General features: G+C 71.6%; 22 protein-coding genes, 1 tRNA gene and 1 pseudogene. 4 read left to right on the top strand and 20 right to left on the bottom strand.

What is annotated here, in order from left to right; genetic code table 11:
- Window positions 1–67: 67 nt before the first annotated feature.
- The 4 genes and pseudogenes from OG245_RS32890 to OG245_RS32875 all read right to left on the bottom strand — a co-directional run.
- Window positions 68–2,035 carry a substrate-binding domain-containing protein gene (locus OG245_RS32890; RefSeq protein WP_371626976.1) on the bottom strand — a complete coding sequence of 656 codons (1,968 nt, stop codon included), beginning with the start codon at window positions 2,033–2,035 and terminating at the stop codon, window positions 68–70.
- Complete coding sequence (locus OG245_RS32885; protein WP_371626975.1) at window positions 2,025–3,611, bottom strand: sugar ABC transporter ATP-binding protein; 1,587 nt, start codon at window positions 3,609–3,611, stop codon at window positions 2,025–2,027. Before OG245_RS32885 ends, OG245_RS32890 begins: the two co-directional genes overlap by 11 nt.
- Window positions 3,608–4,624: a LacI family DNA-binding transcriptional regulator gene (locus OG245_RS32880; protein WP_371626974.1), complete on the bottom strand. Its 1,017-nt coding sequence runs from the start codon at window positions 4,622–4,624 to the stop codon at window positions 3,608–3,610. Before OG245_RS32880 ends, OG245_RS32885 begins: the two co-directional genes overlap by 4 nt.
- A 940-nt stretch (window positions 4,625–5,564) precedes the next feature.
- Window positions 5,565–5,876: pseudogene (locus OG245_RS32875) on the bottom strand (oxygenase MpaB family protein); the annotation flags it as partial.
- Between the two features lie 86 nt (window positions 5,877–5,962).
- Between OG245_RS32875 and OG245_RS32870 the strand changes: the two are divergent.
- Together OG245_RS32870 and OG245_RS32865 are read left to right on the top strand one after the other, a co-directional pair.
- Window positions 5,963–6,595, top strand: a complete 633-nt coding sequence (locus OG245_RS32870) for a hypothetical protein (protein ID WP_371626973.1) — start codon at window positions 5,963–5,965, stop codon at window positions 6,593–6,595.
- Between the two features lie 55 nt (window positions 6,596–6,650).
- Window positions 6,651–7,298 carry a class F sortase gene (locus OG245_RS32865; RefSeq protein WP_371626972.1) on the top strand — a complete coding sequence of 216 codons (648 nt, stop codon included), beginning with the start codon at window positions 6,651–6,653 and terminating at the stop codon, window positions 7,296–7,298.
- 179 nt (window positions 7,299–7,477) lie between these two features.
- Here OG245_RS32865 and OG245_RS32860 read toward each other — a convergent pair whose 3' ends face one another.
- The 6 genes from OG245_RS32860 to OG245_RS32835 form a co-directional block, all read right to left on the bottom strand.
- Window positions 7,478–7,813: a DUF6479 family protein gene (locus OG245_RS32860; RefSeq protein WP_371628052.1), complete on the bottom strand. Its 336-nt coding sequence runs from the start codon at window positions 7,811–7,813 to the stop codon at window positions 7,478–7,480.
- A gap of 259 nt (window positions 7,814–8,072) precedes the next feature.
- On the bottom strand, window positions 8,073–8,822 hold the full coding sequence (locus OG245_RS32855; protein WP_371626971.1) for a glycosyltransferase: 750 nt from the start codon (window positions 8,820–8,822) through the stop codon (window positions 8,073–8,075).
- Window positions 8,819–9,406, bottom strand: a complete 588-nt coding sequence (locus tag OG245_RS32850; RefSeq protein WP_371628051.1) for a class I SAM-dependent methyltransferase — start codon at window positions 9,404–9,406, stop codon at window positions 8,819–8,821. Before OG245_RS32850 ends, OG245_RS32855 begins: the two co-directional genes overlap by 4 nt.
- 65 nt (window positions 9,407–9,471) lie before the next feature.
- On the bottom strand, window positions 9,472–10,236 hold the full coding sequence (locus OG245_RS32845) for a PIG-L deacetylase family protein (RefSeq protein WP_371626970.1): 765 nt from the start codon (window positions 10,234–10,236) through the stop codon (window positions 9,472–9,474).
- The gene (locus tag OG245_RS32840; RefSeq protein WP_371626969.1) at window positions 10,233–11,222 is read right to left on the bottom strand and encodes an acyl-CoA dehydrogenase; all 990 of its coding nucleotides are present in this window, start codon (window positions 11,220–11,222) and stop codon (window positions 10,233–10,235) included. Before OG245_RS32840 ends, OG245_RS32845 begins: the two co-directional genes overlap by 4 nt.
- Before the next feature lie 306 nt (window positions 11,223–11,528).
- A complete protein-coding gene (locus OG245_RS32835) occupies window positions 11,529–11,771 on the bottom strand; it encodes a tryptophan-rich sensory protein (protein WP_371626968.1) in 243 nt (80 codons plus the stop codon).
- A gap of 20 nt (window positions 11,772–11,791) precedes the next feature.
- Between OG245_RS32835 and OG245_RS32830 the strand changes: the two genes are divergently transcribed.
- Window positions 11,792–12,154, top strand: a complete 363-nt coding sequence (locus OG245_RS32830) for a hypothetical protein (RefSeq protein WP_371626967.1) — start codon at window positions 11,792–11,794, stop codon at window positions 12,152–12,154.
- 315 nt (window positions 12,155–12,469) lie between these two features.
- Here the strand turns inward: OG245_RS32830 and OG245_RS32825 are convergent.
- Window positions 12,470–12,557, bottom strand: a tRNA-Leu gene (locus OG245_RS32825).
- 164 nt (window positions 12,558–12,721) lie between these two features.
- Between OG245_RS32825 and OG245_RS32820 the strand changes: the two genes are divergently transcribed.
- Window positions 12,722–14,026: a DUF2254 domain-containing protein gene (locus OG245_RS32820; RefSeq protein ID WP_371626966.1), complete on the top strand. Its 1,305-nt coding sequence runs from the start codon at window positions 12,722–12,724 to the stop codon at window positions 14,024–14,026.
- A 67-nt stretch (window positions 14,027–14,093) separates the two neighbouring features.
- Here OG245_RS32820 and OG245_RS32815 read toward each other — a convergent pair whose 3' ends face one another.
- The 9 genes from OG245_RS32815 to OG245_RS32775 all read right to left on the bottom strand — a co-directional run bounded on the left by OG245_RS32815 (window position 14,094) and on the right by OG245_RS32775 (window position 26,605).
- Entirely contained in the window at window positions 14,094–15,188 is a 1,095-nt protein-coding gene (locus OG245_RS32815) for a sugar phosphate isomerase/epimerase family protein (protein WP_371626965.1), read from the bottom strand.
- A gap of 66 nt (window positions 15,189–15,254) precedes the next feature.
- Entirely contained in the window at window positions 15,255–16,673 is a 1,419-nt protein-coding gene (locus OG245_RS32810; protein WP_371626964.1) for an alkaline phosphatase family protein, read from the bottom strand.
- Window positions 16,670–17,845 carry a metabolite traffic protein EboE gene (eboE, locus tag OG245_RS32805; protein ID WP_371626963.1) on the bottom strand — a complete coding sequence of 392 codons (1,176 nt, stop codon included), beginning with the start codon at window positions 17,843–17,845 and terminating at the stop codon, window positions 16,670–16,672. Before eboE ends, OG245_RS32810 begins: the two co-directional genes overlap by 4 nt.
- 7 nt (window positions 17,846–17,852) lie before the next feature.
- Entirely contained in the window at window positions 17,853–18,701 is an 849-nt protein-coding gene (locus OG245_RS32800; RefSeq protein ID WP_371626962.1) for a TatD family hydrolase, read from the bottom strand.
- Complete coding sequence (locus OG245_RS32795; protein WP_371626961.1) at window positions 18,701–19,390, bottom strand: EboA domain-containing protein; 690 nt, start codon at window positions 19,388–19,390, stop codon at window positions 18,701–18,703. The genes OG245_RS32800 and OG245_RS32795 overlap by 1 nt, the downstream gene beginning before the upstream one ends.
- Complete coding sequence (locus OG245_RS32790; RefSeq protein WP_371626960.1) at window positions 19,384–20,256, bottom strand: sugar phosphate isomerase/epimerase family protein; 873 nt, start codon at window positions 20,254–20,256, stop codon at window positions 19,384–19,386. The genes OG245_RS32795 and OG245_RS32790 overlap by 7 nt, the downstream gene beginning before the upstream one ends.
- Window positions 20,253–21,593: an SCO3242 family prenyltransferase gene (locus OG245_RS32785; protein WP_371626959.1), complete on the bottom strand. Its 1,341-nt coding sequence runs from the start codon at window positions 21,591–21,593 to the stop codon at window positions 20,253–20,255. The genes OG245_RS32790 and OG245_RS32785 overlap by 4 nt, the downstream gene beginning before the upstream one ends.
- Window positions 21,590–22,792: an inositol-3-phosphate synthase gene (locus OG245_RS32780; protein WP_371626958.1), complete on the bottom strand. Its 1,203-nt coding sequence runs from the start codon at window positions 22,790–22,792 to the stop codon at window positions 21,590–21,592. Before OG245_RS32780 ends, OG245_RS32785 begins: the two co-directional genes overlap by 4 nt.
- Before the next feature lie 93 nt (window positions 22,793–22,885).
- Window positions 22,886–26,605 carry a ThuA domain-containing protein gene (locus OG245_RS32775; RefSeq protein ID WP_371626957.1) on the bottom strand — a complete coding sequence of 1,240 codons (3,720 nt, stop codon included), beginning with the start codon at window positions 26,603–26,605 and terminating at the stop codon, window positions 22,886–22,888.
- Window positions 26,606–26,893: the final 288 nt, after the last annotated feature.

The raw sequence follows: 26,893 nt of genomic DNA, 5'->3' as shown, positions 1-26,893 counted from the left end.
CTTGCCTGGTTCAACAGGCCGACTCGTGTGCCTGGTTCAACAGGCCGGTTCACGTGCCGGATGGCGGTCAGGAGAAGTCGGCGACATTCTCCCGCGTGACCACCTTGACCGGCACCTTCACCGTGCTCTCGACCTTCTCGTCCTTCTCGTCCTTCGCGGCCTTCACGGCGTTCCGCACCGCGATCTTCCCCAGTTCGGAGGGCTGCTGGGCCACCGACGCGTAGAGCGTGCCGGCCTCGACCGCCTTCAGGCCGTCCGGGGTTCCGTCGAAGCCGACGACCGAGACGGACTTCCCGGCCTTGCTGCCGAGCGCCTTGGCCGCGCCGAGCGCCATCTCGTCGTTCTCGGCGAAGACGCCGGTGACGCCGGGGTGCGACTGGATGAGGTTGGTCATGACGTCCAGGCCCTTGGTGCGGTCGAAGTCCGCGGGCTGCTTGGCGACCACCTTGATGTCCGGGTACGCCTTGAGCCCCTCGGCGAAACCGGCCCCGCGCTCACGGCTGGCGGAGGTGCCCGCCGTGCCCTGGAGGATGACGATGCTGCCCTTGCCTCCGAGCTTGTCGGCCAGCGCGTCGGCGGCGAGCTTGCCGCCCGCCACGTTGTCCGAGGCGACGAGCGTCGCGGTCTCCGCCTTGTTGACACCGCGGTCGGCGGCGATCACGGGGATGTCCGCCTTGTTGGCGCTGCGGACGCCCGGGCCGACGGCATCCGAGTCCACCGGGTTGACGATGATCGAGGAGACGCCGGAACTGGTGAAGTTCTGGAGCTGGTTGGCCTGTTGGGAGGCGTCGTTCTGGGCGTCGGTGACGGTGAGGTCGATGCCCGCCTTCTCCGCCTCCGCCTGCGCCCCTTCCTTCATCTGCACGAAGAAGGGGTTGTTGAGCGTGGAGAGGGACATGCCGACCTTCGTCGTGCCGCCGGACGAGCCGGAGTTGAAGAAGGAGACCGCGCCGACGACGAGGGCGACGCAGAGTGCGGCGCCGGCCAGTTTGAGCGCTCCCCTGCGGCCGGCACCCGGTGCGCCGGGGGCGGTGCCCGCGGCGGAGGCCGCTCCCGAACCGGCCTTGCGGCGCAGCGTGTCCAGCAGGACGGCGAGTGCGATGACGACGCCGATGACGACCTGCTGCCAGAACGCCGACACGGAGAGGAGGTTGAGGCCGTTGCGGAGGACCGCGAGGATGAGCGCGCCGATCAGGGTGCCGGAGGCCTTGCCGACACCGCCGGCCAGGCTCGCCCCGCCGATGACGACCGCGGCGATGGCGTCGAGTTCGTACCCCTGCGCGGCCTGCGGCTGGGCGGAGACGAGGCGCGAGGCCAGGACGATGCCCGCGACGGCGGCGAAGAGGCCGGACAGCGCGTAGATGACGATCTTCTGGCGCTTGACGCGAAGCCCGGAGAGCCGGGCCGCTTCCTCGTTGCCGCCGATCGCGTACATCGAGCGGCCGATGAAGGTGCGGCCGAGGATCAGCGCGGTGACCAGGCCCATCGCGATCATCACGAGGACCGGTACGGGGAGCCACCCGCCGAGGGTGTCGCCGAGCACGGAGACGGAGTCGGGGAAGGCGATCGGGCTGCCCTGCGAGATGACGAGGGAGAGGCCGCGGGCGATCGAGAGCATCGCCAACGTCGCGATGAACGGCGGGAGTTTGCCGTACGAGACGAGGGCGCCGTTCACGAAGCCGCAGGCGATGCCCGTGAGAACCGCGAGCACGACGGCCAGGACGACCGGCACGCCGGCCGAGGTCGCCGACCAGGCGAGGACCGTCGCGGACAGGGCCGCCACCGATCCGACGGACAGGTCGATGCCCGCCGAGACGATGACGAAGGTGACGCCGAACGCGAGGATGGCGGTGACGGCCGCCTGGACGCCGACGTTCAGCAGGTTCTGGGTGGTCAGGAAGTCGCCGGAGAGCAGCGACATCGCCACCACCAGGACGACCAGGGCGCTGAGCGCGCCGTTGTCGAGCAGGACGCGGCGTATCACGGAGACTCCGCCGCCCGTTCCCGCGTCACTCTTGGCTGTCTCAGTGGCCACGGGGGCCCTCCTCTTCCTTCTTCGGTGCGGGGTGTTCGGTGGAAGTGTGGTCCTGCGTCGCGGCCGGGGTGCCGACGGCGAGGGCCATGACGGCGTCCTGGGTCGCCTCGTCGGCGGCGAGTTCCCCGGCGATCCGGCCCTGGGCCATGACGAGCACCCGGTCGCTCATGCTGAGGACCTCCGGCAGATCGCTGGAAATCATCAGGACGGCGTGCCCGGAGGCGGTCAGCTCGTTGATGAGCTGGTAGATCTCGACCTTGGCGCCGACGTCGATGCCCCGGGTGGGTTCGTCGAGGATGAGGACCCGGGTGTCGGCCAGCAGCCACTTGCCGATGACGACCTTCTGCTGGTTGCCGCCGGAGAGGGTGCGCACGTGCTGGCCGAGGCCGGACATGCGGACGCCGAGCTGCTGCGCGATGCGGGCGGCGGCGGTGCGCTGCCCCTTGAGGTCCACGAGCCCGGAGCGGGTCGCGGAACGCAGGGTGACCAGGCCCAGGTTCTCCTGCACGGAGGCGTCCAGGACCAGGCCCTGGCCCTTGCGGTCCTCCGGTACGAGTCCGATCCCGGCGCCCATCGCGGCGGGCACGTCGTGCCGGGCGAGGCGTTCGCCGCGTACGTCGACGGTGCCCGCGTCGTACGGGTCGGCCCCGAAGACGGCGCGCGCCACCTCCGTGCGCCCGGCGCCGACGAGTCCGGCGAGGCCGACGACCTCGCCGGCGTGCACGTCGAAGCTGATGTCGTGGAAGACGCCGTTACGGGTGAGCCCGCGCACCGACAGCAGCGCGTTGCCGGTGTCGGGCCGTTCGCGCGGGTACTGCTGCTCGATGCTGCGGCCCACCATGAGCTGGACGAGTTCGTCCTCCGGTGTCGACGCGGGGACCTGGTCGATGCTGCGGCCGTCGCGGAGGACGGTGACGCGGTCGCCGAGTGCGGCGATCTCCTCCAGGTGGTGGGTGATGAAGACGATCCCGACGCCGTCCTCGCGGAGCTGACGGACGATCGCGAAGAGCTTGTCGACCTCCTCGGAGGTGAGCACGGCGGTCGGCTCGTCCATGATCAGGACGCGCGCCTCCAGGCTGAGCGCCTTGGCGATCTCCACCATCTGGAGCCGGGCGATGCCCAGTTCACGGACCTTGGCGTCGGGTCGCACGTCGACGCCGACCCGGCGCAGCAGCTTCTCCGCGTCCTCGCGCATCCGGCGGTGGTCGACGAGCCCGTAGCGGCGCGGCTGGCGGCCCAGGAAGATGTTCTCGGCGACCGTGAGGTCGGGGACGAGGTTGAACTCCTGGTAGATGGTGGCGATCCCGAGCCGTTCCGCGTCCTGGGCGCCCTCGATGCGGACCTCACGCCCTTCGGCCAGGATGCGGCCGTGGTCGGGGCGGTAGGCGCCGGAGAGCATCTTGATGAGGGTGCTCTTGCCCGCGCCGTTCTCGCCGAGCAGGACGTGCACTTCGCCTCTGCGGAGGTCGAAGTCGACGTTGTCGAGCGCCACCACGCCGGGGAAGGTCTTGCGCAGACCCTCGATGCGCAGCAACTCGTCTGGTGCGGTCACCAGTTGCTTCTCCGGTGCGGTCACCGGTCGCTCCTCTGGTTCGATGCGGCCCCGCCGCACGAGCGGCGTACGACGAGACGGGCGGGCAGGGTGACGGACTGCGGGGTCCGTCCTTCGATCCGGTCGGCCAGCGCGCGCACGGCGGCCCGCGCCAGGTCGGCGGTCGGCTGGGCGATGGCGGTGATCGGCGGGTCCGTGTGGACGAACCACGGGATGTCGTCGAAGGCGGCGAGCGCGATGTCGTCGGGGACCCGCAGGCCCCGGGCCCGGATCGCGTCCAGCGCTCCGAGGGCCATCAGGTTGTCGGCGGCGAACACGACCTCGGGCGGCTCGGCCAGGGCGAGGAAGCGCTCGGTGACCCGGCGGCCGCTGGCCGCCTGGAAGTCGCCCTGGCCGATGTAGGCGTCGGGCAGGGCGAGCCCGAGCTCGCGCATCGCGTCCCGGAAGGCCTCCACCCGCTCGTTGCCGGTGGTGGTGGCGGCGGGCCCGGCGATGATGGCGAGCCGGCGGTGGCCGAGGCCGTGCAGATGCGCGACGAGATCCTTGACCGCGCCCGTACCGTCGGCCCGGACGACGGGGACGTCGATGCCGGGGATCCAGCGGTCGACGAAGACCATCGGGGTGCCGCTCAGGGCGACGTCCCGCATCAGCGGGGAGCCTCCGTCGGCGGGCGAGACGAGGAGCCCGTCGATCCTGCGGTCGACGAGCGTGCGGATGTGGTGGTCCTGGAGCTCGGGCCGCTCGTCGGCGTTGCCGATGATGACGCTGTAGCCGAGCGCGCGGGCCTCCTCCTCGACGAAGCGGGCCAGCTCGGTGAAGTACGGGTTGAGCACATCACTGATGACCAGGCCGAGCGTGCGGGTCTGCGCGGTGCGCAGCGAGCGGGCGACCGCGTTGGGCCGGTAGCCGAGCGCCTCGACGGCGGCGAGGACGCGGACACGCGCCTCTTCGCTGACGGACGGATGGCTGTTCAGCACGCGCGACACCGTGGCGACGGACACACCCGCCTCGGCCGCGACATCTTTGATGCCCGCCATGTCCGGACCACCTCCTTGTGGTTTCCGTACACCTCGAAACCTTGGGGCAGGCCGGCGACAGACCGGTCCACGACGCCGTGGAATCGATTACACGGAAGATTGGAATCGATTACATGGCCAAAAACAAGCCCCCCTCCCGCGTCCGAGACCGGATCGTGACGGGAGGGGGTGAGGTGGGATGCGGAAGGAAGGGCAGCGGCCAGAGTCCCCGCCGGGCAGCCTCTTCAGGTGCCCTCGCCCTGCCCGCTCGCACGATCGGCTCCTCCGCATACCTCCTCGCCTGGCCCTCAATGGCGTGCAGGTCCGCGAGCCTGCCGGGCGCGCGACCCGAAGTCTCCGCCGACCGCGAGCAGTGCACCCCGAGGTCGAAGGGGACTCGATCGAATCGCCGCGCGGCCCGAGTCGTCGTACGTGCAGGGGGTCACCGGCCTGGTACACGCGCCCGTATCGCGGGGCTGATGGCATCTCCGCAGAGGAGAAGGATCGTATCGGTACCCGAGGAGGCCGTGGTTGCCACCAGCACCTCCACCCCGGCCGCCGCGCTGCCCCGACCACGGACCTTCCGCAGTTCGAGAACCCCCGGGAGGGTGGCTCCGAAGGACGCTCGGGCCCCGGGCGCTCCATTCTTCGAGCAGGTGCGGGTCATGGATCGAGGACCACCGCTTCGAGCTCAGTCGCGAAGTCGAGTTCACCTGCTTCGCTCTGCCTACATCGTCGTCGGCGAGATCAAGCGGCTCTTCCACGGCTCCGCCCGGGCCGCCCATGCACCCCGGGCCGATCGAGGAGCTCCGGGACTCCGGCCAGGGCGAGGGCCGCGGTTGCGGCACCCAGCATTCGTGGCATCGCTCCCGGCATCTCGACGTCCTGTCGTCGTTGCGCACCAGGTACCCACCCCAGGAGACGCAAGCATCGGACCTCTGCGCGACTGGCGACTCATCCGGGCGGCGATCCGTGTCGCCGGCTCCGCCCGGTCGCGCGGCGGGTCGGGGATGCCGAGGGCCCGGGCCACGGTCGCCGTGCCGTCGATGTACCCGTCGCACCCGGCGCCGTCCAACGGCCGTGCCCCGTAGCGCTGATGGGCGCGCAGGAAGCTGTCCACCTCGGCGATGTGCACCCAGCACAGCAGGTGCGGGTCGGCCGCGTGGCAGGGCTCGCCGGAGGACGCGATCCCGCGCACCCCCTCGTATCCGCACGCCCGGATTGAACTCGCGCGCTGTCCGCCAATCAGGGCACTTCTGGCATATCCCCGTGTCTTATCTGACTTTTACGACGATTCGTGGCATCTCTTAGGCGATCGGGTGATCAGTATGACAATCATCTCGGCTTGAAGGAGCCTTCATGCGCATCCCCAGTTCCCTCCGCTCCCGCAGCGTCCGCACGGGCACCAAGGTGGCCGTCGCGGTCGCGGTCGCCGGCGCCACCCTGGCCGGAGCTCCCGCCGCCTATGCCCTCCCCGGCGACAGCGGTGACATCGACATCCGCTCGGTCAGCTGGCACTCGCGCGGTGACCGCGACGGGGTCGAGGTCTGCAAGTTCGTGCTGGCGGCGAGCAACTTCGAGTCGTTCCCCTCGGTCCCCTGGACGATCACCGAGCAGCCGCCGACCGTGCCGCCGGGCACCACCCTGCTGGACACCCTTCCGCTCATCAACGGCAGCGCGCGCAGTGAGACGTACCTGCTCCCGGAGGGTACGTACCAGCTGGTGTGGGTCGTCCCGGCAGGCCCGAAGCAGAAGAGCTTCAAAGTCGAGTGCCCCGACCGCGGGCACGGCGGCGGCAAGCCTCACAAGCCGCAGAGGCCCATCGGCTCGGTCCCCGCGGGCGGCGGCGGTGTCCCGGACATGGAGCCCATCAGCTCCGAGAGCGACTCGAACGTCGGAGCCGCCGCCGTGCTGGCCGCCGGGGCCGCGGGAGCCGCGGGCCTGATCATGATGCGCCGGTCCGCACGTCGCCGTGCCCGTGGCGAGGCGTAACGTCCGCTGCCGACGGCGACGACGAGGAGGACCGACGCGCGCATGCCGTCTCAGCATGACGCTGTGCGTGACGTTCTCTCTGGTGGCCGGCATCGTCTGGGTGTCCTCGGACTCCTCCGAGGACACCCAGACCGTCACCGCCGCCCACGGCGGCGACGCCGCGGGCGGCGGACGGGAGCCGTTCCGGCGGGCACCGCACAGACCGGAGAAGCACGTGCCCGCCTCGCACGCTCCACTCGTGCCCTCCCGCCCGCTGAAGGTCGCCATTCCCGCCATCTTCATCGAGGCGCCGGTCACCGGACTCGACCTCGACGCAGAGGGCCGGCTCGAAGCCCCGCCATTGAGCAAGCCCAAGCTGACAGGCTGGTACGAGAAGGGGCCGTCGCCCGGCGAGAACGGCACGGCCCTGCTCGTGGGCCACCGGGACACCAGGACCGGCCCTGCCATCTTCCTCAACCTCAACGCGCTGCGCCGGGGCGACAAGGTCAGCGTGGCGCGCGCAGACCGCAGAACCGCGGTATTCACGGTGGACGCGGTGAAGACCTACACGAAGGACAAGTTCCCCGACGACAAGGTGTACGGGGAGACCGGGCGGCCCGAACTCCGGTTGCTGACCTGCGGCGGGCGATTCGACGAGAAGGCCGGCTACTCAGCGAATGTCGTGGTCTTCGCCCACCTCACGTCACTGAAGAAGCCGGCCTGAGCTCCGCGCTCATGCGGCCGGTACCTCGGGGACCAGGTACCGGCCGCCCTCTCGACCGGAGCGGAGGCCGACGCGCTCGGGCCTCCGCCGCCCAGTCCGGGCCGATCGGGCATCGAGGCGGCGGTGCGACCGCCTCGCCGCTGAACGGCACCGAGGCGGTCGGCCGCAGACCCTGCGAATCAGCCGCCGTGACCTGCGCTCCGGTCGTCTGCGGAGCGGGATGACCGGCCCTGGTTGCCGTTCCCCTTCATCTGATGAGGGGAGAGCCGCTCGCCTTCCGCACCGAAGTCGTCGGCCGCGCGACCGTCTCCCCGCGGGATGGAGGGCGACGTCGTGGGGCGCACCGGCTGCTCTTCCGGACGCGGTGGCCGGCTCCTGCCCCTGCGGCTCCGCCAGATGACCGAGCCGATCAGCAGGGCCACCACGACGAGCCCCACGATGAACGGAACGGTTCCGCCCGCCCACTCCTTGGCAGCGATACTGATTCCGTCAGCGTGTTCATTCCCGAGCCACATCGGCATGGCAGCACCTGCTTCCTTCCTTGCGGGACGACCGGAGGCGGCCCCAGCCACCCGGTTCCCCAACCCGCCGGTCTCAGTCCTCCGCGCGTCGGTGAGAAAGGCCAACATGTGGCCTCGGAGGCCGGCTTCCTGTCGAAACACCCGCCGCGGAGGCTCGGGCGTGATTCCGGCCGTGCCCTTCTCTCCGTGCTTCCTCGTCAGCGAACGATGTCTTCCGGGTAAGTGTGCGGACCGCATCCTCGGTGAAGACGGCCTATGCCTCGTTTCCCGACGTGGTGAGCCGCGTACGGTTCAGGTCGCTCAGGTGGTCACCGAAGCCGCCTCGTGCGCGGGGTGTCGTGCGGGCCGACGTGGTGACGGGCGAGTCGGCGGTGCGCAGGATGCGCGCTCCGGTGCTCGTCAGCGCGTCGACCAGGAGGCGGTCCTCATGGAGCGGGGCCGCCGGGAAGCCGCCTGCCGCTGCGTAGGCCCGACTGCTGACACCGAGATTCGCACCATGCACATGCGGGTGCTGCCACGGGCGGCCTGCCGGGGGGCGGGACATCTCGTAGGCGCGGTGGTGGCGGGCGGCCAGGTCGGTCATGTGAGGTGGCCAGTGGTCCACGGTCACGGTGCCGACGACTGCGTCCCAGCCTTCGGCTGCGCGAGCCGCCTGATGAGCGAGCCAGTCCGGCCGCACGGTGCTGTCGGCGTCGGTGGACGCGATCCACACACCGCCTGGGGTGTCGCCGAGCGTGCTGAGCGCGGCGCGCACGCCTGCGGCTCGGGCCCGGCCGACGTTGCGGTAGCGGACCGGTACGACGAGAGCGCCCGCGGCGCGGGAGACAGCGGCGGTGGCATCCGTGCAGCAGTCGGCCACGACCACCGTGAGCACGCGCAACGACCCGATGGCGGCATGCCCGGCCGCCGCGCCCACCGAATCCAACGCGGCCGGCAGCAGGACTTCCTCGTCGCGGGCCGGGATCACCACGGCGATCGCTCCGATGCCGCGCGGTGCGGTCATACGAGGCCCTCGCGGGCGGCGGGAGAGGGTGCCGCGGTGCCGTCGAGGCTGTCGCGCTCGTACACCTGGAGCACGAAATCGTCCTCACGGTGGTCGGCCGTCAGGGTCAGCCCCGGAACCGAACCGACGGTCCGGGCGAGCGTGCTGCCGGTTCCGCGGTGGTCGGGCACCGGATGGTTCCAGTGCACCGTGACCAGGGTGCCGCCCGGCTCCAGGGCGTCGACGGCGAGGCCCAGGACGCTCTGGAGGGTGGGGGTGTCGAAGTAGTAGAGCAGCTCGGACAGGACGACGAGATCGAAGTGGCCAGGCGGCCATTGGCCGGGGACGGTCAGATGGCGCACGTCCACATGGGGAAGGGCGGACGTGCGCCGGCGTGCGGTGGCGACCGCGGACTCCACCCGGTCGCAGGCCACCACCCGGTCACACCGCTCGGCCAGGCGGACCGTCAGCTCGCCCACGGAACAGGCAGGTTCGAAGGCGCGGCGATAGCGGGGCAGGGGCAGGCTCGCCACGGTGAGGTCGTACTTGCGGCGCTCGTACCAGCGCTCGGCAAGGTGCCAGGGGTCAGGGGCGTCGCGGTACATGCCCTCGAAGTACGCGGCAGGGGTGCCCGCCGTCCCGGAGACGTCCGGTGTGTGCTGTGCGTCGTTCACCGGAACACCACCTCCCGGTCGCGCAGATGATGCGCCAGCTCCTCCGGAGGCAGGACCGCCGCGTCGTCCTTGCCCGGGCCGAGGGGCGCGATCTGGCTGACGAACTGCCTCACCGCGGCCCGCTTCCGGTCCAGGACCTCCGGAGACAGCCGGATAAGAGCCGCGCGCCGCCAGGGCACCCTGGGGTCGTCCGGCGCGGCCCAGTGCCACATCCACACCGGATAGAGCCAGCAGGCGACGCCCGCTGAAGCCGCCGCCCGCACGGCCGCCCGCCCGGCCGCCTCGTGATCGCCGTGCACATCGCCGGTCCACGGCGCGACGACCAGGTCCGCACCGGCCGCCAGGCCCGCGATCCGGGCCGCGACATCGTCCTCGTACGCCTCCACCCGCGTGTCGGGGACTTTCAGCCGTACGACGGTCGCGGCCGTGGCTCCGAGCTCGGCCAGCGCCGCCCGTGTCTCGGCCGTGCGCAGCTCGGCGAGGTCGCGCGCGGTCATCACATCGCTGCCCGGGTGGGAGCCCTCACCATCGGTGACGGCCACCACGGTCACTTCCGTACCGGAGGCCGAGAGCAGCGCGATCGCTCCGCCGAAACCGAGCACCTCGTCGTCCGGATGAGCAGCGACCACCACAACACGGCCGAACGGCCCCGGAGGAGTCTCCGGAAGGCCGGCCCAGCCCGGCCATGCCTGCCATGCCGCCTCCGGGGTGCCGGGCGCCTGGATGGGATCGGCGAAACGGTCGTGCGAGGTGTCTGTCATCGCTCGCCCTCCGGCCTGGCCAGGAACGCGCCGAGCCCGGCCAGATCGCGTTCGGCATGGTGCTGCCGGATGTACACGCTCAGGTCGGCCACGGTGCGGGCGTGCGCGGCGTCATGACACAGTGGCCCCGCTCCGGTCGCCCGGCCCACGTGATCCAGTACCTGCCGGCAGACCGACTCGACGAAGGCCCGCACCCGCATCGCCCGCAGCCGGGCCTCCCCCCGCTCGTCGAGGGGGTCCGCGTCGATCTCCCCGGCCGCCCGCTCCAGGAGCGCCCCGGCCGCGTACAGCTGGACGTCCACCGCCCCCAGATGGGCATCGGTGTGCGGCTCGGTCCTCCCTGCGGCTGCCTCGCGCAGCACCCGGGAAGCCGCCACCGCCCCGCCGTGCCAGCACGCGGCGACCCCGATCCCTCCGTGCCAGAATCCCGGCCTGCGCACATATGCCTCCGGCCCGCCGACCGCGGCTGCCGGGACGTCCGTGAACCGCACGTCCGGGGTGTCGCTGCCCGCCATGCCCACGGCCTGCCAGGTGCCTTCCACCGGCCGGCAGCCGGCTCCGTCCACTCGCGCGGCGAAGAGCCGCCGCGAATCGCCCTCCCGTGCGGTGACCAGGGCGTGGGTGCAGCTGTGCGCGCCGGAGCAGTACTGCTTCAGTCCGTTCAGTACCCAGCCCGCGCCCTTCTGGACGGCGGTGAGACCCTCGCCCGGAGGCTCGGCCGCCCACACACCCCACAGCTGGCCCGGTGACGGCGGTGATGCCTCCAGCTCCGCGAGGATGGCTGTCGCGTCGACATGTCCCTCGACCAGGCGCGCCGTACACAGACCGGACTCGGCGACGCCCCGCAGGGCCTCGAATCGCTCACGGGTGAGCCCGGAGCCAGGAAGGGGGAAACTCAGCTGCCCGTTCTCGATGCGACCGACCGTGTCGGCGAACTCCTCCGCCGTCGTTGCCGCTTCGGCGGTCAGAGCAGGGACTGCTGGCATGATTCGGACTCCTTCACGACTGACGAGCAGGTCCGGCGAGGCCGGTTCTCCCACGATGTCCCGACCCCCGGTCCGCGTAACGTGCCCCGCGGTGGCGGCCCCTCCCTGTGCCCCTCTCACCAGGAACGAAACACCTTCGGTCCCACAGCCACAGGATTGATCGTGGAACAGCGACGGTCGTAGAACCCGGCAACGCCGGTGTGTCCCATCTCTCTGTTCCACGCCGGGGTGAACGGGATACCCGGACCACGCGCACATGGAGGTACGCACAGCGACGCGGGCGGCACATGAGGAGAGACGGCCGCCTCAGTTCGTCAGCCGGAGCGCGAGGTTGAGAGCCGCTGCGTAGCCGACCCACAGGAGGTAGGGCGCCAGCGGCCAGGACGTCCGGCGATCCACCCGCACAGCCAGCAGCACCGTGGCGCCGAGGGCTGCCGGCAGCAGGCAGATGTCGACGAAGGCCAGGCCGTACTTCGGATTCCGGGCAAGGTGTCGTAAGTCGCGCGGAGGTCGGATGCATGTATTTCTGGAGGGGGGTACCCGGTCCACCACGACGAGAGGACGCCGAGATGCCTGACGCGATGCCACGCGTGCTGGGTGCCGCGACTGCGGCCTACAGCGTGGCGATCATGGTCCGCCCAGTCCTGCTGGCCAAACCGTGCGGCCTGACCGACGCCGATGGCACCGTGCCGGTGGGAACTGCTCTGCTCATTCGGGCGATGGGGGCACGCGATGCCGCCATCGGCACAGCCATGCTCCTCGCCCCCGACGCCCGTTCCCTGCGGACCGCGACTGCCTGCCGTGTCACTGCCGACCTGTCCGATGCGGCCCTGTTCGGCACAGCGCTCACCGGATGGTCCAGGCGCCTGAAGGTCGCGGGCGCCGCCGTCGCATGGGGGGCGCTGTGCGCCGCGGCCGCCGCGAGGCAGTGAGAACGCCTCGGCAACACGGGTGGCGTGCGGATTCCACCGCTCGGTGGCGTGCAGGGTTCAGTCGTCCGCGGGCCGGGGCGTCGCTCAGCGTTCGCCCCATGGTCTCGTACAGACGCGGCAGCCGTTGTCGGGCAGGTCGTCCCAGGCCAGCACGTTGGCCTGGCATAGAGAGCGAAGGGAGCGAGCACCTCCGGAGCGGGCCGACTCGGCCTGTTCTCCCTGGTCCGACCTGGGGAATCTCTCGGCTGTTGGTCACGTGGTTGGTCACGCCACAGCCTGAAAAGCAAAAGACCCCTGATCAACAGGGGTCTTAGCTGGTGTCCGAGGGGGGACTTGAACCCCCACGCCCGATAAAGGGCACTAGCACCTCAAGCTAGCGCGTCTGCCATTCCGCCACCCGGACAAGGTGTCTGTCGTTCGCGGTGTGTTCCCCGCGGCGACATGGAAAACAATACCAGGGGTTCGGCGCGCCCTTCACCCGCATATCCGGTGGTCAGTGCGGTGCGGCGTGCCGGTGGGAGCTCGGCCTCCCCGGTCCTCGGAGGTCCCGGGGCTACCTTCGCGTCCATGAGTGATCGCGGCTACCGCCGGCCCCGTCCGCTGTCCCCTCTGCGCGAGCATCTGCGCGACACGTTCTGGTTCGCCCCGACGACGGGGTTCGTCTGCGTGTTCGTGCTGTGGTTGATCGCCACCGAGCTGGACGACGCGATCGTCGCGCTGCTCCAGCGGGAGGAGGCGTACGACGAGCTGGGCGATCTGATGGCGTTCTCCCAGGACGCGAAGACGATCGTCACCACGATCAGCTCGGCGATGATGACCTTCATCGGGGTCGTGTTCAGCATCTCGCTGGTCGCGGTGCAGATGGCGAGTGGCCAGCTGACGCCCCGGGTGGTGCGGATCTTCGTCAGGAGCCGGATCAGCAAGCTCACGCTGACGGTGTTCCTGGCGACGTTCCTCTTCTCGCTGCTGGTGCTCTCCTCGTACGAGAGCGAGAGCGATCCGCGCCGGGTGGTCTCGGTCCCGTTGGTCCAGAGCCTGCTCATCCTGGGGATGCTCGGGCTGAGCCTACTGCTCTTCGTCGTCTACGTGAGCGCGACACTGCGGCTGATGCAGGTGGGTCCCGTCGTGGACAGGATCGCGCGGGACTCGTTCCGGGTGCTGGGCCGGATGCCGAGGGGACAGCGGAGCGAGGAGGAGCCGGGGCCGGAGACCGCGCGGGTGCTGCACGAGGGGCGGGCCGGGGTGCTGCGTGACGTGAACACGGCGCGGCTGGTCCGGGCCGCGCGGCGGCAGGACGTCGTGCTGCGGCTCATCCCCCGTATCGGGGACTTCGTGGTGCCGGGGATGCCGGTGCTCGCCGTCCACGGCGGGGCCGTGCCGCCGCCGCGCCGGCTGCGGTACGCGGTCTCCGTCTCGGTGGAGCGGACCCTGCACCAGGATCTGGCGTTCGGGCTGCGTCAGCTCGCGGACATCGCGCTGCGGGCCCTGTCGACGTCGGTGAACGATCCGACCACCGCCGTGCAGTGCCTGGACCGGATCGTGCAGTTCCTGGCGGCCGTGGCGCACCTGCCGCTCGGCGCCGTCCACCACCGGGACCGGGACGGGCGGGTACGCCTGGTGCAGGACGGTCCGGAGTGGGACGACCTGGTCGATCTCGGCTTCGAGGAGATCCGGTGGTGTGTCGCCGGCAGTCCCCAGGTGTCGCGCCGGCTCATGGCGGGGCTGGACGATCTCCTGCTGCTCGTCCCGGAGGACCGGAAGAAGTCGCTGGTCAGGCACCGCGCGCTGCTCGTCCAGACCGTGGAGCGCACGGTGGCGGTGGCCGCCGACCGGGAGTTCGGCCTGCTCCCGGACCGGCAGGGCATCGGGTAGGGGCCGGACCGCGGTGAGTGGTGCGCCCGGCCCGCCGGAGGGATTCCGGCGGGCCGGGCCTGACCCGTCAGTCGGCGCAGCGGCCCTCGCGCAGCGAGTGCAGGTGCTCGCTCGACTTGCGGGCGAAGGCGAGCGACTCGACCGGGTTGTCGTGCTCCGCCTGCCAGTGGTGGTAGGTCCGGCCGTGGTGGGTGCGCCTGGTGACCTTGGACAGGAACGTCCTGTAGTCGATGTCCCCGTCGCCCACGTCCGACATGCGGTAGCCGTCGCGGGTCGTCTCGTCGCGGACCCCGTCCTTGACGTGGAAGAGCGGATAGCGGTCCGGGTGCTTCAGGACGTACTTCAGCGGGTCGAGCGGGGCCCGGCTGCCGTCCACGCGCTTGCTGAAGCGGAACTGGGCGCAGTAGGCCCAGTAGATGTCCATCTCCAGGTAGACGAGGTCCGGGTCGGTCTCTTCGAGCAGCACGTCGTAGAGGCGCACGCGGGGCTTGTCGGTCGCGAAGGAGAACTCCTCGGCGTGGTTGTGCTGGTAGAACTTCATGCCGCGCCTGCGGGCGGCCGCCCCGTAGATGTTGAACTCCTCCGCGGCCCGCTTCCAGCCGTCGACGGTCGAGCCGTAGCGGAAGGGGCCGGAGGCCGTGCCGATGTGCTTGAGGCCGAGCGCCTGGGCGTCGTCGAGGACCTTCTCCAGGTTCTGGGCGAAGGTGTAGGCGCCGGGGTTGTTGTCGTCGTAGTAGCCGACGTGGCTGCCGATCGGGTTGAGTCCGTGGTCCCGGGCCAGGCGCTTGAGCTGGGCCAGGGTGATGGGACCGGCCGAGCCCTGGGTGTAGCCCGCGAGTTCGATCTCGTCGTAGCCGTACTTCTCCAGTTCGGCGAAGACCGGCGCGAAGCCCAGCGTGGAGATCTGGTCGCGGAGGCTGTAGAGCTGGATGCCGAGGCGGCCGGGCGGCAGGACGGGCTTGCCCTTGCCGTGACCGTGGCCGTGCCCGTGGTCATGGCCGTGTCCGTGGCCGTTGCCGTGTCCCTGGCCTCGGTCGCGGCTGTCGGCCTGGGCGCTCGCCGTGCCGATGATGGTGGCGGCGGTGGCTCCGGCGGCGACACCGAGGATGTTGCGGCGGCTCAGTCTGCGGGCGAGTTCGGTGTCCTTGGAGGTGCGGCTCATGTTCGGGTGTCTCCCTTGGTGGCCTGACGGGGTGAGTGGTGCGGTGCCGGTGCGTGACGGGGAATGTCAGTGCAGTCCGGCAAGCTGGAGGAGCAGGGACTTCACTTCGGTGGCCCTGACCCGGTCGGGGAACGCGTGGGGGGTGGAGCAGAGGATGAGCGGACCTTCGTCGTCGCTCTCGGGGAGGCGGCCGTGGCTGCCGCGAATAGGTGAGGGGTCCAGGGGGACGACCGCCATGCGGTAGCGCAGGCCGAGCTTCTTGCGGGCGACCGCCGAGACGGCCTTGACCCGGACGTAGGGGTCCTGGGGGTCCATGAAGAGCTCGACGGGGTCGTAGCCGGGTTTGCGGTGGATCTCGACGAGCTGGGCGAAGTCGGGGGCGCGGGCGTCGTCGAGCCAGTAGTAGTACGTGAACCACGCGTCCTTCTCCGCGACGGCGACCAGTTCGCCGGAGCGGGGGTGGTCCAGGTGGTGCGCCTTCTTGCCCTCGTCGTCGAGGAGCTGCTCGATGCCGGGCAGGTCCGCGAGGGCCGCGCGGGTCGCTTCGAGGTCCTCGGGGCGGCGTACGTAGATGTGGGCGAGCTGGTGGTCGGCGACGGCGAAGGCCCGGGAGGTCATCGGGTCCAGGTATTCCATGCCGTCCTGGGTGTGGACCTCCAGGAGTCCCGCCCGGCGCAGGGCCCGGTTGATGTCGACGGGGCGGTCGACGCGGGTGATGCCGTATTCGGAGAGCGCGACGACGGTGCGTCCCTCGGCGCGGGCGTCGTCCAGCAGCGGGGCCATGGCCCGGTCCAGGTCGGCGGCGGCCCGGTGCGAGCGGGGGTCGTCGGGGCCGTAGCGCTGGAGGTCGTAGTCGAGGTGCGGCAGGTAGCAGAGGGCGAGGTCGGGTGTGCGGGTGGCGATGACGTGCCGGGTGGCGTCGACGATCCACCGGGAGGAGACGAGGTCGGCGCCGGGGCCCCAGAAGTGGAAGAGCGGGAACGTGCCGAGCTTGTCGGTCAGTTCGTCGTGCAGGGCGGGGGGCCTGGTGTAGCAGTCGGGTTCCTTGCGGCCGTCGGCGTAGTAGACGGGGCGCGGGGTGACCGTCCAGTCGGTGTCGGCGCCCATGGCGTACCACCAGCAGATGTTGGCGACGGTGTAGCCGGGGTGGGCGCGGCGGGCCGCGTCCCAGAGTTTGTCGCCCTCGACGAGCCCGTTGTGCTGGCGCCAGAGCAGGACGTCGCCCAGCTCGCGGAAGTACCAGCCGTTGGCGACGATGCCGTGTTCGGCGGGCATGGTGCCGGTGAGGAAGGTCGACTGGGCGGCGCAGGTGACGGCCGGCAGGACGGTGGAGAGCGGTGCCTTCGCGCCCCGCTCCCCCAGGGCCCGGAGGTTCGGCATGTGGGCCAGGAGCTGCGGGGTGAGGCCGACGACGTCGAGGACCAGGAGGGGGATGGGGCCGCCGGTCCCGCGTGCGGTTTCCGTGCCGGGTTCGGGAGCGCTCATGGCAGTTCCTTGAGGCCGAGGTCGACCAGGAGGTCGCGGGCGAGGGTGAGTTCGGCGGCGATGCCGTCGGCGAGCTGGGTGCGGGTGCGGGGGCGCAGTTCGGCCGGCAGCGCCTGCCAGGTGTACGTCTCCACCTCCAGGTGCCGGGTCAGGGGCACGGGCCCGCCGACGAGCCGGACGAGCGTGTCGCGGAGCACGGGCAGCGTCGAGGTCAGCGGGGGCGCCGGGGGTGCGTGGAGCGGTACGTGGAAGTGGGCGCGCCAGGGGGTGGAGTCGGGGAGTGCCCGGCCGGTGACGGCTTCGTCCAGGTCGTCGGTGCCGCGCAGTCCGGCGGCGGTGCGCGTGCGGGTCTGGTGCAGGAACCGGGGTTCGGCGAACGCGGCGAGCGCGGTGCGGACCTCGGGCAGGTGGGGGTGGTCGGCGTGCAGGGCCGCGGAGAGCTGGGACTTGACGACGCGGATGCCGGCGGCGGCCAGGGCGTCGAGTGCGGTTGCGGGATCCTCGAAGGAGGTGGCGAGGTGGCAGGTGTCGACGCAGATCCCGATCCGGTCGTGGGCGACGTCGGTGAGCGGGGCGATGGCGTCGGCGGTGGTCTCGACCGTGCAGCCCGGTTCCGGTTCGAGGCCGACGCGGATGGACTTGCCGGTCAGTTCGGCCAGGGCGTCGAGGCGCTGGGCGAGTGTGGTGAGGGCGGCGCGTGCGGCGCGCGCCGCCCCGGGGTCGCCGTCGTAGGGGGTGCGCCAGGCGAGCGGCAGGGTGGAGATGGTGCCTTCGGTGGTGTCGTCCGGGAGGAGGGCGGCCAGGAGGCGGGCGAGGTCGGTGGTGTGGGCGAGGCGGTCGGGTTCGGTCCAGTCCGGCCGGTAGACCCGGTACTTGACCTCGTCGGCGCCGAATCCCTCGTAGGGGAAGCCGTTGAGGGTGACCACTTCGAGGCCGCGGCTGTCGAGTTCGGCGCGCAGTGCGCGGAGTTCGGCGGGGTCGTTGATCAGGGCGCGGGCCGCGTCCCGGGCGAGCCAGAGGCCGATGCCGAGCCGGTCCCGGCCGAGTCGGCGGCGGACGGGTTCGCAGTGGTCGCGGAGCTGGGCGCGGACGCCGTCCAGGGTTTCGGCGGGGTGGACGTTGGTGCAGTAGGCGAGGTGGACCGTCGAGCCGTCCGGGTGGCGGAAGCGCATGGCTGCCTCACTCCCCGCCGCGCAGGATGGAGTTGCCCTCGTGGAGTGGATCGGGGGCCGGGACGTCCAACTGGAGGCGGCCGCTCCGGCCGTAGAAGGCGACGGGGTTGCGCCACAGGACCTGGTCGACGTCGTCCTCGGTGAAGCCGGCCCTCAGCATCGCGTCGGCGACCTTGCGGGTCTTGAGGGGGTCGCTCCTCCCCCAGTCGGCGGCCGAGTTGACGATCATCTTCTCGGTGCCGTGGTTCCGGAGGATGGCGACCATCCGGTCCTCGTCCATCTTGGTGTCCGGGTAGATGGAGAATCCGGCCCAGCAGCCGCTGTCGGTGGCGGCCTGCACCGTGGTCTCGTTGAGGTGGTCGAGGAGGACGTGCTCCGGGGGGAGGTTCGATTCGCGGATGACGTCGATGGTGCGGTGCAGACCGGCGAGCTTGTCGCGGTGCGGGGTGTGGACGAGGGCGGGCAGCCCGTGGTCGGCGGCGAGCTGGAGCTGGGCGGCCAGGGCGTGGTCCTCGGCCGGGGTCATGGAGTCGTAGCCGATCTCGCCGACGGCGACGACCCCGTCCTTTTCGAGGTAGCGGGGCAGCGCGTCCAGGACGGGGGTGCAGCGGGGGTCGTTCGCCTCCTTGGGGTTGAGGGCGAGCGTGCAGTGGTGCGCGATGCCGTACTGCGAGGCGCGGAAGGGCTCCCAGCCGAGGAGCGCGTCGAAGTAGTCGAAGAAGCTGGCGGGCGAGGTGCGGGGCTGGCCGAGCCAGAAGGACGGTTCGACGAGCGCGCGGACGCCCGCGTCGTACATCGCCTGATAGTCGTCGGTGGTGCGGGAGGTCATGTGGATGTGGGGGTCGAAGATGCGCATCAGGACTCCTCCGTGGGGGCGGGGGCTGCGGGAACCGCGGTCGGCGGGGCCCGGTGGGCGCCTTCGTCGGCCGGGGCGGTGAGGTCGAGGACCGTGCGCAGGTCTTCGGGGATGATGCGACCGGCGGCGGTGCGCTCGGCGGCGAAGTCTCCGAGCATGCGGGCGAGTTCGGCGTCTCCCCGGGCCCGGTCGGCGAGCCGGGCGACGGCCGCGACGGGCACCTCGGTGAACAGGCACTTCAGTACGGCGTGCCGCCAGGCGTGCGTGTCCAGGTGGTCGCCACCGTAGGGGCCGACGGCCGCGGCGACCAGCCGGGTGTCGTTGGCGCGCAGGGCGTCCTCGACGAGCGGGAGCGCGGTGTCGCCCAGGTCGAGGCGGTGCAGGGTGAGCAGGACGGCGCGGCGTTCGGCGGCGGTGCCCTGTTCGTAGAGCCGGGTGACGGAGGGCAGGGTGGCCTGGGCCTCGACGAGCAGGAGCGAGCGTACGGAGTCGGCGTGCTCCAGTCCGCAGTGGCGGCCGGCGGCGGCGTAGCGCAGTTCCCACGGCGGGGAGGTGTACGGGCCGGTCGCCTCCCGGCCGGGTGCGTCGGGCGTGGCGGCGTCGTGGGCGGCCTCGGCCAGGGCTACGTCGAGCCAGGCGCGGGCGGCTCCGGCGAGTCCGGCGTCGAGTTCCTCGCGGGATTTCAGCACGGGGCGGCTCCCTGCGCTGCGGTACCGCGCCTCATGGCGTCGCGCAGGAAGTCGATCGAGGTGCGGGCCAGTTCGGGGCCCGCGTGGGAGTGGCGGGGCAGTTCGACGACGGTGAGGCCCCGGTAGTCCGAGGCGGCCAGGGCGGCGAGCACGGGTGGGAAGTCGATCTCCCCTTCGCCGAACGGGAGGTGTTCGTGGACTCCGCGCCTCATGTCCTCGATCTGGACGTGCCGGAGCCAGGGGGCGGACTGTCTGACGCACTCCAGGGGTGTCTCCTCCTCCAGGCACTGGCAGTGACCGATGTCGAGGGTGAGGCCGAGCGGGCCCGGGTCGCCGAGCAGGCCGCGCAGGTGGTGGAAGTCGGCGAGGGTGGCGAGGAGGTGGCCGGGTTCGGGCTCGATGGCGAGGGGGATGCCGGACCGGTCGGCGGCTTCGAGTACGGGCGCGATCGCCTCGGTGAGCCGTTTCCACGCGGTGTCCGGCGAGGTGCCGGGCGGGGTGGTGCCGCTGAAGCAGTGGACGGCGTGCGCGCCGAGCTCGGCGGCCACGTCGACGGCGCGGACCAGCAGCGCGGTGCGGGCGGCCCGGGCGTCGGGGTCCGGGTCGAGGAGGGAGGGGCCGTGTTTGCGGCGCGGGTCGAGGACGTAGCGGGCGCCGGTCTCCACGGTGACCCGGAGCCCGAGGGAGGTGAGCCGGCGCCGGACCTGGCGGGTGCGCTCGGAGAGGTCCGGGGCCATGGGGTCCAGGTGCATGTGGTCGAGGGTCAGGCCGACGCCCTCGTAGCCGAGGTCGGCGAGGAGGCCGAGGGCGTCGGCCAGGCGCAGGTCGGTGAGCCCGTTGGTGCCGTATCCGAGGTGGAGGGTCATGTGGGGCTCACCTTCCGGGAGAGGCTGCGGGCGAGAGGGACCAGGCCCATGACGGCGAGAGCGGTGACGGGCGCCCCGGCGCGGGCGGCGAGCGCGGCCTGGAGCGGGATCATGGCCCGGATGCCTCCGCCGACCGCGCGCTGGGTCAGGGGCGGGGACGGGTTGAGCGCGGCGTGCAGGAGGGGCGGCCCGGCGGTACGGAGGTAGGCGCCGGTGAGCGCGATGGTCAGGAGCCGGAGGGGGTAGGTGACCTTTCCGAGCGGGCTCGCGTCGAGACGTCGCGTGAATGCCTCGGCGCCGGTGATGCCCTCGGCGTCGGCCCTCGTCGCACCGGGCCGGTCGGGCGTCCGTCCCCGGGGCTCCCGGGGCTCCCTCAGCACCGCTGCCGCGAGTGCCGTCGTCGTGGCCAGCACCGCGAGCGGGGTGCCGGTGGAGCCGCCCTGTGCCTCGTGGCGCGACACGGCGGTGACGCCGTAGGTGTGGGCCCCGAGCGCCAGGGCGGCGGGCAGCGCGGGCAGGCAGGCGGCCGGTCCGCCGCGCGGCCCTGCCGGGGCCGCCCCTCCGGCAACGTTGTCGGGTCGCCTTCCCCCACGCGGCGTGCCGGACCCCGTCACCGGAACAGTGGCCGTGGCGGTGGCCGTCGCGCCCAGCAGCAGGTCCAGCGAGCGGGCCGCCGCCATGGCCGCCGAGCCCGCCTTCGTGTGCTTCAGGTGCAGGTCGTAGGCCCAGACCGTGGCGGCCAGGCCCGTGGCGACACACAGCGCGGGCCGGCCGGCGCGGGCCGCCAGGGCGAGGCCCGCCGCGGTCAGCACCCCGGCCGCGCCCAGGGCCGCCGCAGGGCTGATCCGGCCCGAGGGGATCGGGCGGTGCGGGCGGTCCACGGCGTCCTCGTCGCGGTCGGCCCAGTCGTTGAGGGCCATCCCGGCCTCGTACAGGCACAGCGACGCGCCCATCGCCAGGGCGGTGCCCCGGCCGGGCCCGCGGCCCACCGCCGCAGCGCCCGCCAGGGCGTCCCCGGGCACGGAGAACAGGGCGGAGACCCGCAGCAGTTCCGCCCAGGCCCGCAGCCGTTCCCGGGGCGCGGGCCGGCCGGATCCCGCGTCCGCCCGGCCCGGGGTGTCCGCGCTCCGCCGCCCGTTCCGGCCCGTGGGGGCCGGGCCCGCGGGGGTCGGTCCGGGCCTGTCCGGTGCGGGTGCAGTCCCACCCGCACCGGACAGACGATCATCGGTCACGGCGGTCGTCCCCGCGCCGTGTGCGACACCGTTCCGCCGCCCGGCCGGGAGTACCGACAGGGCGGAGACGAGAACGGCCGGGAGGGCGTTCCGAAGCCGCCTCATGCCTGGTCCCGCAGCCGCTCGGCGAAGGTGAGCAAGGTGGCGTACTGCTCGGCGAGTGCCGCCGAGGTGCCGCCGTCCGGGTCCTTGAAGTAGAAGCCGAGCTCCGGCAGGGGGCCGCTGATCCCCTTCTCGTGGGCGCGGGCGAGCAGCCGGGCCAGGTCCAGGACCAGCGGGGCCGCGAGGGCCGAGTCGCAGCCCTGCCAGATGGTCTGGAGGATCATGCGGGAGCCGAGGAAGCCGTCGAAGGCGATGTGGTCCCAGGCGGTCTTCCAGTCCCCCATCGCGGGCACGTCGTCGATGTGCACCTCGCCCTCGGGGGCGGTGCCGAAGGTGTCGGCGAGGACGCGTTCCTTGCCCGCGTTCTTGGCCGCCGCGGCCGCCGGATCGGCCAGCGCCGCTCCGTCGCCGCCGCCCAGCAGGTTCGACCCGGACCACGCCCGTACGGCGAGGGCGCGCTGGAGGAACATCGGGGCGAGCACGGAACGGAGCAGCGTCTGGCCGGTCTTGCCGTCGCGTCCGGCGTGGGGAAGTCCGCCGGCGGCGACGGTGTCGGTGAGCGCGGGGGTGCGCAGGCCGGTGGACGGGGTGAAGTTGGCGTAGGAGCAGCCGGCCCGCAGGGCGGCGGCCGCGTAGAGGGAGCTGGCGGGCAGCCGGGTGTCGCCGGGGCCCGGCGCGGGTTCGGTGGAGGCGACGTTGACGACGACGGTGCGGGCCAGGTCGTGGCGGTGGGAGAAGTCGGTGAGGTCGGCGGCGAACGCGGCGATGAGTTCGTGGTCGGTGCGGGTGTCGCCGGGGAGCGGTCCGCCGGGGCGGATCTCCGCGTCGGCTGCGTCGAGTTCGGCGCGTACGGCGGAGGGCAGTCCGTGCGGCAGTACGCCGCCGTCGGCCAGGGCCTCGGCCCGCTTGGCGAGCGGGCAGTCGAGGGTGTCGTGGCCGCCGAAGACCAGGCCGGCCAGGGCGGGCAGGCCGCTGTCGGCGAAGGGAGGCGTCTCGGTGACCATGCCCGTCGGTGGGTGCAGGCCCGCGGCGATGGCGGCGCAGCCCGCGGTGGCGGTGGTCGCCACGGAGCCGCGTGCTCCGATGAACCAGACGCCGGTGCGGCCCGCGGCTCCGGCGGGGCCGGTGGCCTCCGAGGGGCTCGGGGCGTTGCTGCGGCCTGGGGCGTCGGTTCGGCCTTCACGATCGGCGCGTGCGGTCACGGGCTGCCTCCCTGGGGGGATGTCGGGGGTGGAGGACGGCGGGCGGGGGAAGGTGTGCGCTTCCCCCGCCCGTCGTCGGCAGAGGCGGCCGCCCTACTTCGAGGGCAGCTCCTTCAGTTGGATGTCGCGGAAGGACACCTGGTCGTCGGCTCCGTGGTTCTGGAGGCCGATGTAGCCGTCCTTCAGACTGCGGGCGGGGTCGGTGTTGGTGAAGTCGTTGATCTTCGCTCCGTTGAGGAAGATCTGCAGACGTTCGCCCTGGACCTTGATCTCGTAGCTGTTCCACTGTCCCGGCGGCCGCAGGACGCGGTCACGGGCCTTGATGTTGGCGGATTTGAAGGTGTAGACGGCGCCGGTGGTGCGGTCGGCGGCGTCGGTGGCGTCGATCTGGATCTCATACCCGTTGTTGACCGCCGACCACGGGTCGTCGGACTCCGGGAAGCCGACGAAGATTCCGGAGTTGTCGTCGCCGGTCATCTTCCAGTCGAGCTTCAGCGAGTACGACTTCAGCTCCTTGGCCTGGTAGGTGAGCAGGCCCATGCCGCCCTCGGAGTGCAGGGCGCCGTCGCTGACGGAGAACTTCCCCGGGCCCGCCTGCTTCCAGCCCTCCAGCGTCTTGCCGTTGAAGATGGGCCGGTAGTCCTTGTCCGGCTTGCAGTCGGCCTTGACCTGGCCGGTGGCGTAGCGCAGGCCGCCCAGCACGTGGCCGCGGAAGGCCGGCTCGGCGTAGGACTCCTTGGTGTGGCCGAGGCCGGTGTAGAAGGAGCGGCCGCCCTCGTAGGTCTGGCACCAGGAGATCGGGTGATCGCCCTTCATGGTGCCGCCGGTGTAGGTGGTCTCGTCGAGTGTGGCGAGGACCTTGGCCTTGTCCCGGGGGTTGGTGCCGTAGTTGTACCACTCGTCGGTGCGCTGCCACTCCTCGTCCAGGTGGGCGGTGGCGGGGTGGTCGTGGTCCTCCACTCGGACGGTGGCGGGCTGGATCTGCGGGTGGGAGTCGAAGTAGGCGCCGACGAGGCCGCCGTAGAACTCCCAGTCGTACTCGGTGTCGGCGGCGGCGTGGATGCCGACGTAGCCGCCGCCGGTGGCGACGTAGTTCTCGAACGCCTTCTGCTGTTCGGCGTTGAGGACGTCACCGGTGGTGGAGAGGAACGCGACGGCGTCGTAGCGGGCCAGGTTGCTGGTGGTGAACTGGGCGGCGGACTCGGTGGAGTCGACCGTGATGTTGGTGTCCTTGCCGATCTCCTTCAGCGCCGCGATGCCCGTGGGGATCGAGTCGTGGCGGAAGCCGGCGGTCTTGGAGAAGACCAGGACGCGCTTGGCGGTCCTGTCGACCGGGGTGTTGGACAGTTCGAAGTCGTCGACGTCGTAGAGCGCTCCGTCGCCGCCCTTGAAGACGAGGAAGAGTTCGGTCTGCTTCTTGGGCACACCGCGCAGCGGGATGTCGATGTCCTGGAAGGTGTCCCAGCTGCCGGTCACGGGCACGGGTCCCGAGCCGAGGATCTTGCCGGTGGGCGATCCGGCGCGCACTTCGAGGAAGCCGCCGGAGCCGGCCGACGAGACGCGGGCGGTGAGCTTGGTGGTGGAGCCCAGGACGTACGTCTTGAACGAGATCCAGTCGTCGTTGTGGATGTCGCCGACGGTCTTGCCGCCGTGCGCGCTGGACTTGTTCGGGGTGGTGACGCCGGAGGAGGCGTCGAAGTGCTCGGCCTGGCGGTGCTTGGGCTGGAGCCGGGAGGTGTCCTTGCCGGTGAGCTTGGCCTGGCCGCCGCCGCCGTTGTCGGTGTAGGAGGCCGAGATGCCGCCGTAGATGTTGGCGTTGGGGTCGTGTCCGCCTTCCATGGCGGTCTTGATGGTGCCTTCACAGCCGTGTTCGGTGGTGATGTCGTGGCCGTGGCTGTCGTGGCCCAGGGTGAACTTGACCTCGACCTTGGTGCAGTCGATGGTCCCGTCCTCCGGGTCGCCGACGTTCACCTTGAACGGCACGGAGTCACCGAACTCGAAGAGCTGCCCGTCCTCGGGGAGCACCAGTTCCACGGTCGGGGCGGTGTTGCCGACGGTCACGTGGACGCTGGCGGAGCCGGTGCGGCCGGTGGGGTCCTCGGCGGTGAGGGTGGCGGTGTAGGTGCCGTTCTTCTTGTACGTGTACGTCGGGTTGGCGGCGGTGGACGTGCCGCCGTCCCCGAAGTCCCAGGCGTAGGTCAGCGGGTCGTCGTCGCCGTCGGCCGTGCCGGCCGAGGAGAACCTCACCTTCAGGGGTGCGGTGCCCGAGGTCTTGTGGGCCGCGGCCTCGGCGATGGGCGAGCGGCCTCCGGTGGCGTTCTCGATGCGGTAGAGCGCGGAGTTCTCGTCGCCGCCGAACCAGGCGAGGCCGTAGTCGAGGACGTACAGGGCGCCGTCCGGGCCGAAGGCCATGTCCATGATCTGCGTGCCGGACCACGGCACGTCGTTGATGGACTGGACCTTGCCGTCGGCGTCCTGCTCGATGCGCTTGATCCACTGGCGGCCGAACTCACCGGCGAAGAAGTCGCCGTCGTATGCCTCGGGGAACTTCACCGGGGAGTCCAGGTCCGCGTCGAAGCGGTAGACGGGCCCGCCCATCGGGGACTCGGAGCCGGAGCCGAACTCGGGCACGGAGCCGCCGTCGTACGGGATCCACGCGGCCTCGGCCGGCGGCAGGTCGACGAGCCCGGTGTTGTGCGGCGACTCGTTCTTCGGGGCGGCGCAGTCGAAGGCGGCGCCCGATGCCTTGGTGCCGAAGTCGTAGTCGATGTACGGCTCGTTGTCGCCGACGCAGAAGGGCCAGCCGAAGTTGGCGGCCTTCGTCACCTTGGCGAACTCGACCTTGCCTGACGGTCCGCGCTTGGGGTCGGCCGCTCCGGCGTCGGGGCCGTAGTCGCCGACGTACACGGTGCCGGTGGCCTGGTCGACGGAGAAGCGGAAGGGGTTGCGGAAGCCCATCGCGTAGATCTCGGGCCGCGTCCTGTCCGTCCCGGGCGCGAAGAGGTTCCCGTCCGGGACCGTGTACGAGCCGTCCTCGGCGACCTTGATGCGCAGGATCTTGCCGCGCAGGTCGTTGGTGCTGCCCGAGGTGCGGCGGGCGTCGAACGCCGGGTTGCGGTCGGGGCGTTCGTCGATCGGGGTGAAGCCGTCGGAGGCGAAGGGGTTGGTGTCGTCGCCGGTCGAGAGGTAGAGGTTGCCCTCGGCGTCGAAGTCGATGTCGCCGCCGACGTGGCAGCAGATGCCGCGCGAGGTGGGGACGTCCAGGACCTTCTTCTCGCTGGCGGTGTCGAGGGTGCCGTCCTCGTTGAGGACGAACCGGGAGAGCCGGTTGACGCCGTCGAACTTCGCGAAGTCGGCGGCGGTGCCGGTCTCCGGGGCGTCGCCCGCGGGGGTGTCCATCGGCGGTGCGTAGAAGAGGTAGATCGCCCGGTTCTCGGCGAAGTCGGGGTCGACGCCGACGCCCTGGAGGCCTTCCTCGTCGTGCGTGTACACGGGGAGGGTGCCGGAGACCCGGGTGTTGCCGGCGCTGTCGGTGATCCGCAGCTCGCCGCTGCGCGAGGTGTGCAACACGCTGCGGTCCGGGAGGACGGCGAGCGACATGGGCTCGCCGGTCTCCTCGGCGCCCTTGGCCAGGGTGACCTGCTGGAAGTCCTCCGCCACGGGCTCGTCGTGCCCGGGGTGGCCCGGGTGGGCGGTGGCTCCGGGGGCGGAGCCGAGGGTCAGGGTGGCGGCGGCGAGCAGGCCGCCGGTGAACAGCGCGAGCGTTTTACGGACGCGGGTCCGGGCCAGGAGCCGCTTTCTGGTTCTGTGCACGTAGGTCCTCCGGAGAGTGCCGGTTGTACGGGCGGGTGTAGCCGTGCCGTGCCGCGCGGGGACTGCCGCGCATGCGTCACCGGGGACGGGAGCGACCCCGGTGACGCGAGTCATGTCGTGTACACGAAATGGACGGTAGACCTGTTCGTCCTCGACGGAAAGCCCTTGTGCGACAGGTAGGTCGAACTTCTGCTTCCGCCAGGACAAAGGAGTCTCCGGGCAGCGCGAGGCAGCCCCGGGGGCGGGGAGCCGTGGACCGGATCATGCCCCCGGGGCTGGGACGTCCGC

Source organism: Streptomyces sp. NBC_01116, from assembly GCF_041435495.1.
GTDB lineage: Bacteria > Actinomycetota > Actinomycetes > Streptomycetales > Streptomycetaceae > Streptomyces.
Note: the sequence above shows the minus strand (reverse complement) of the source record. Positions and strands in the feature narration are given on the sequence as shown.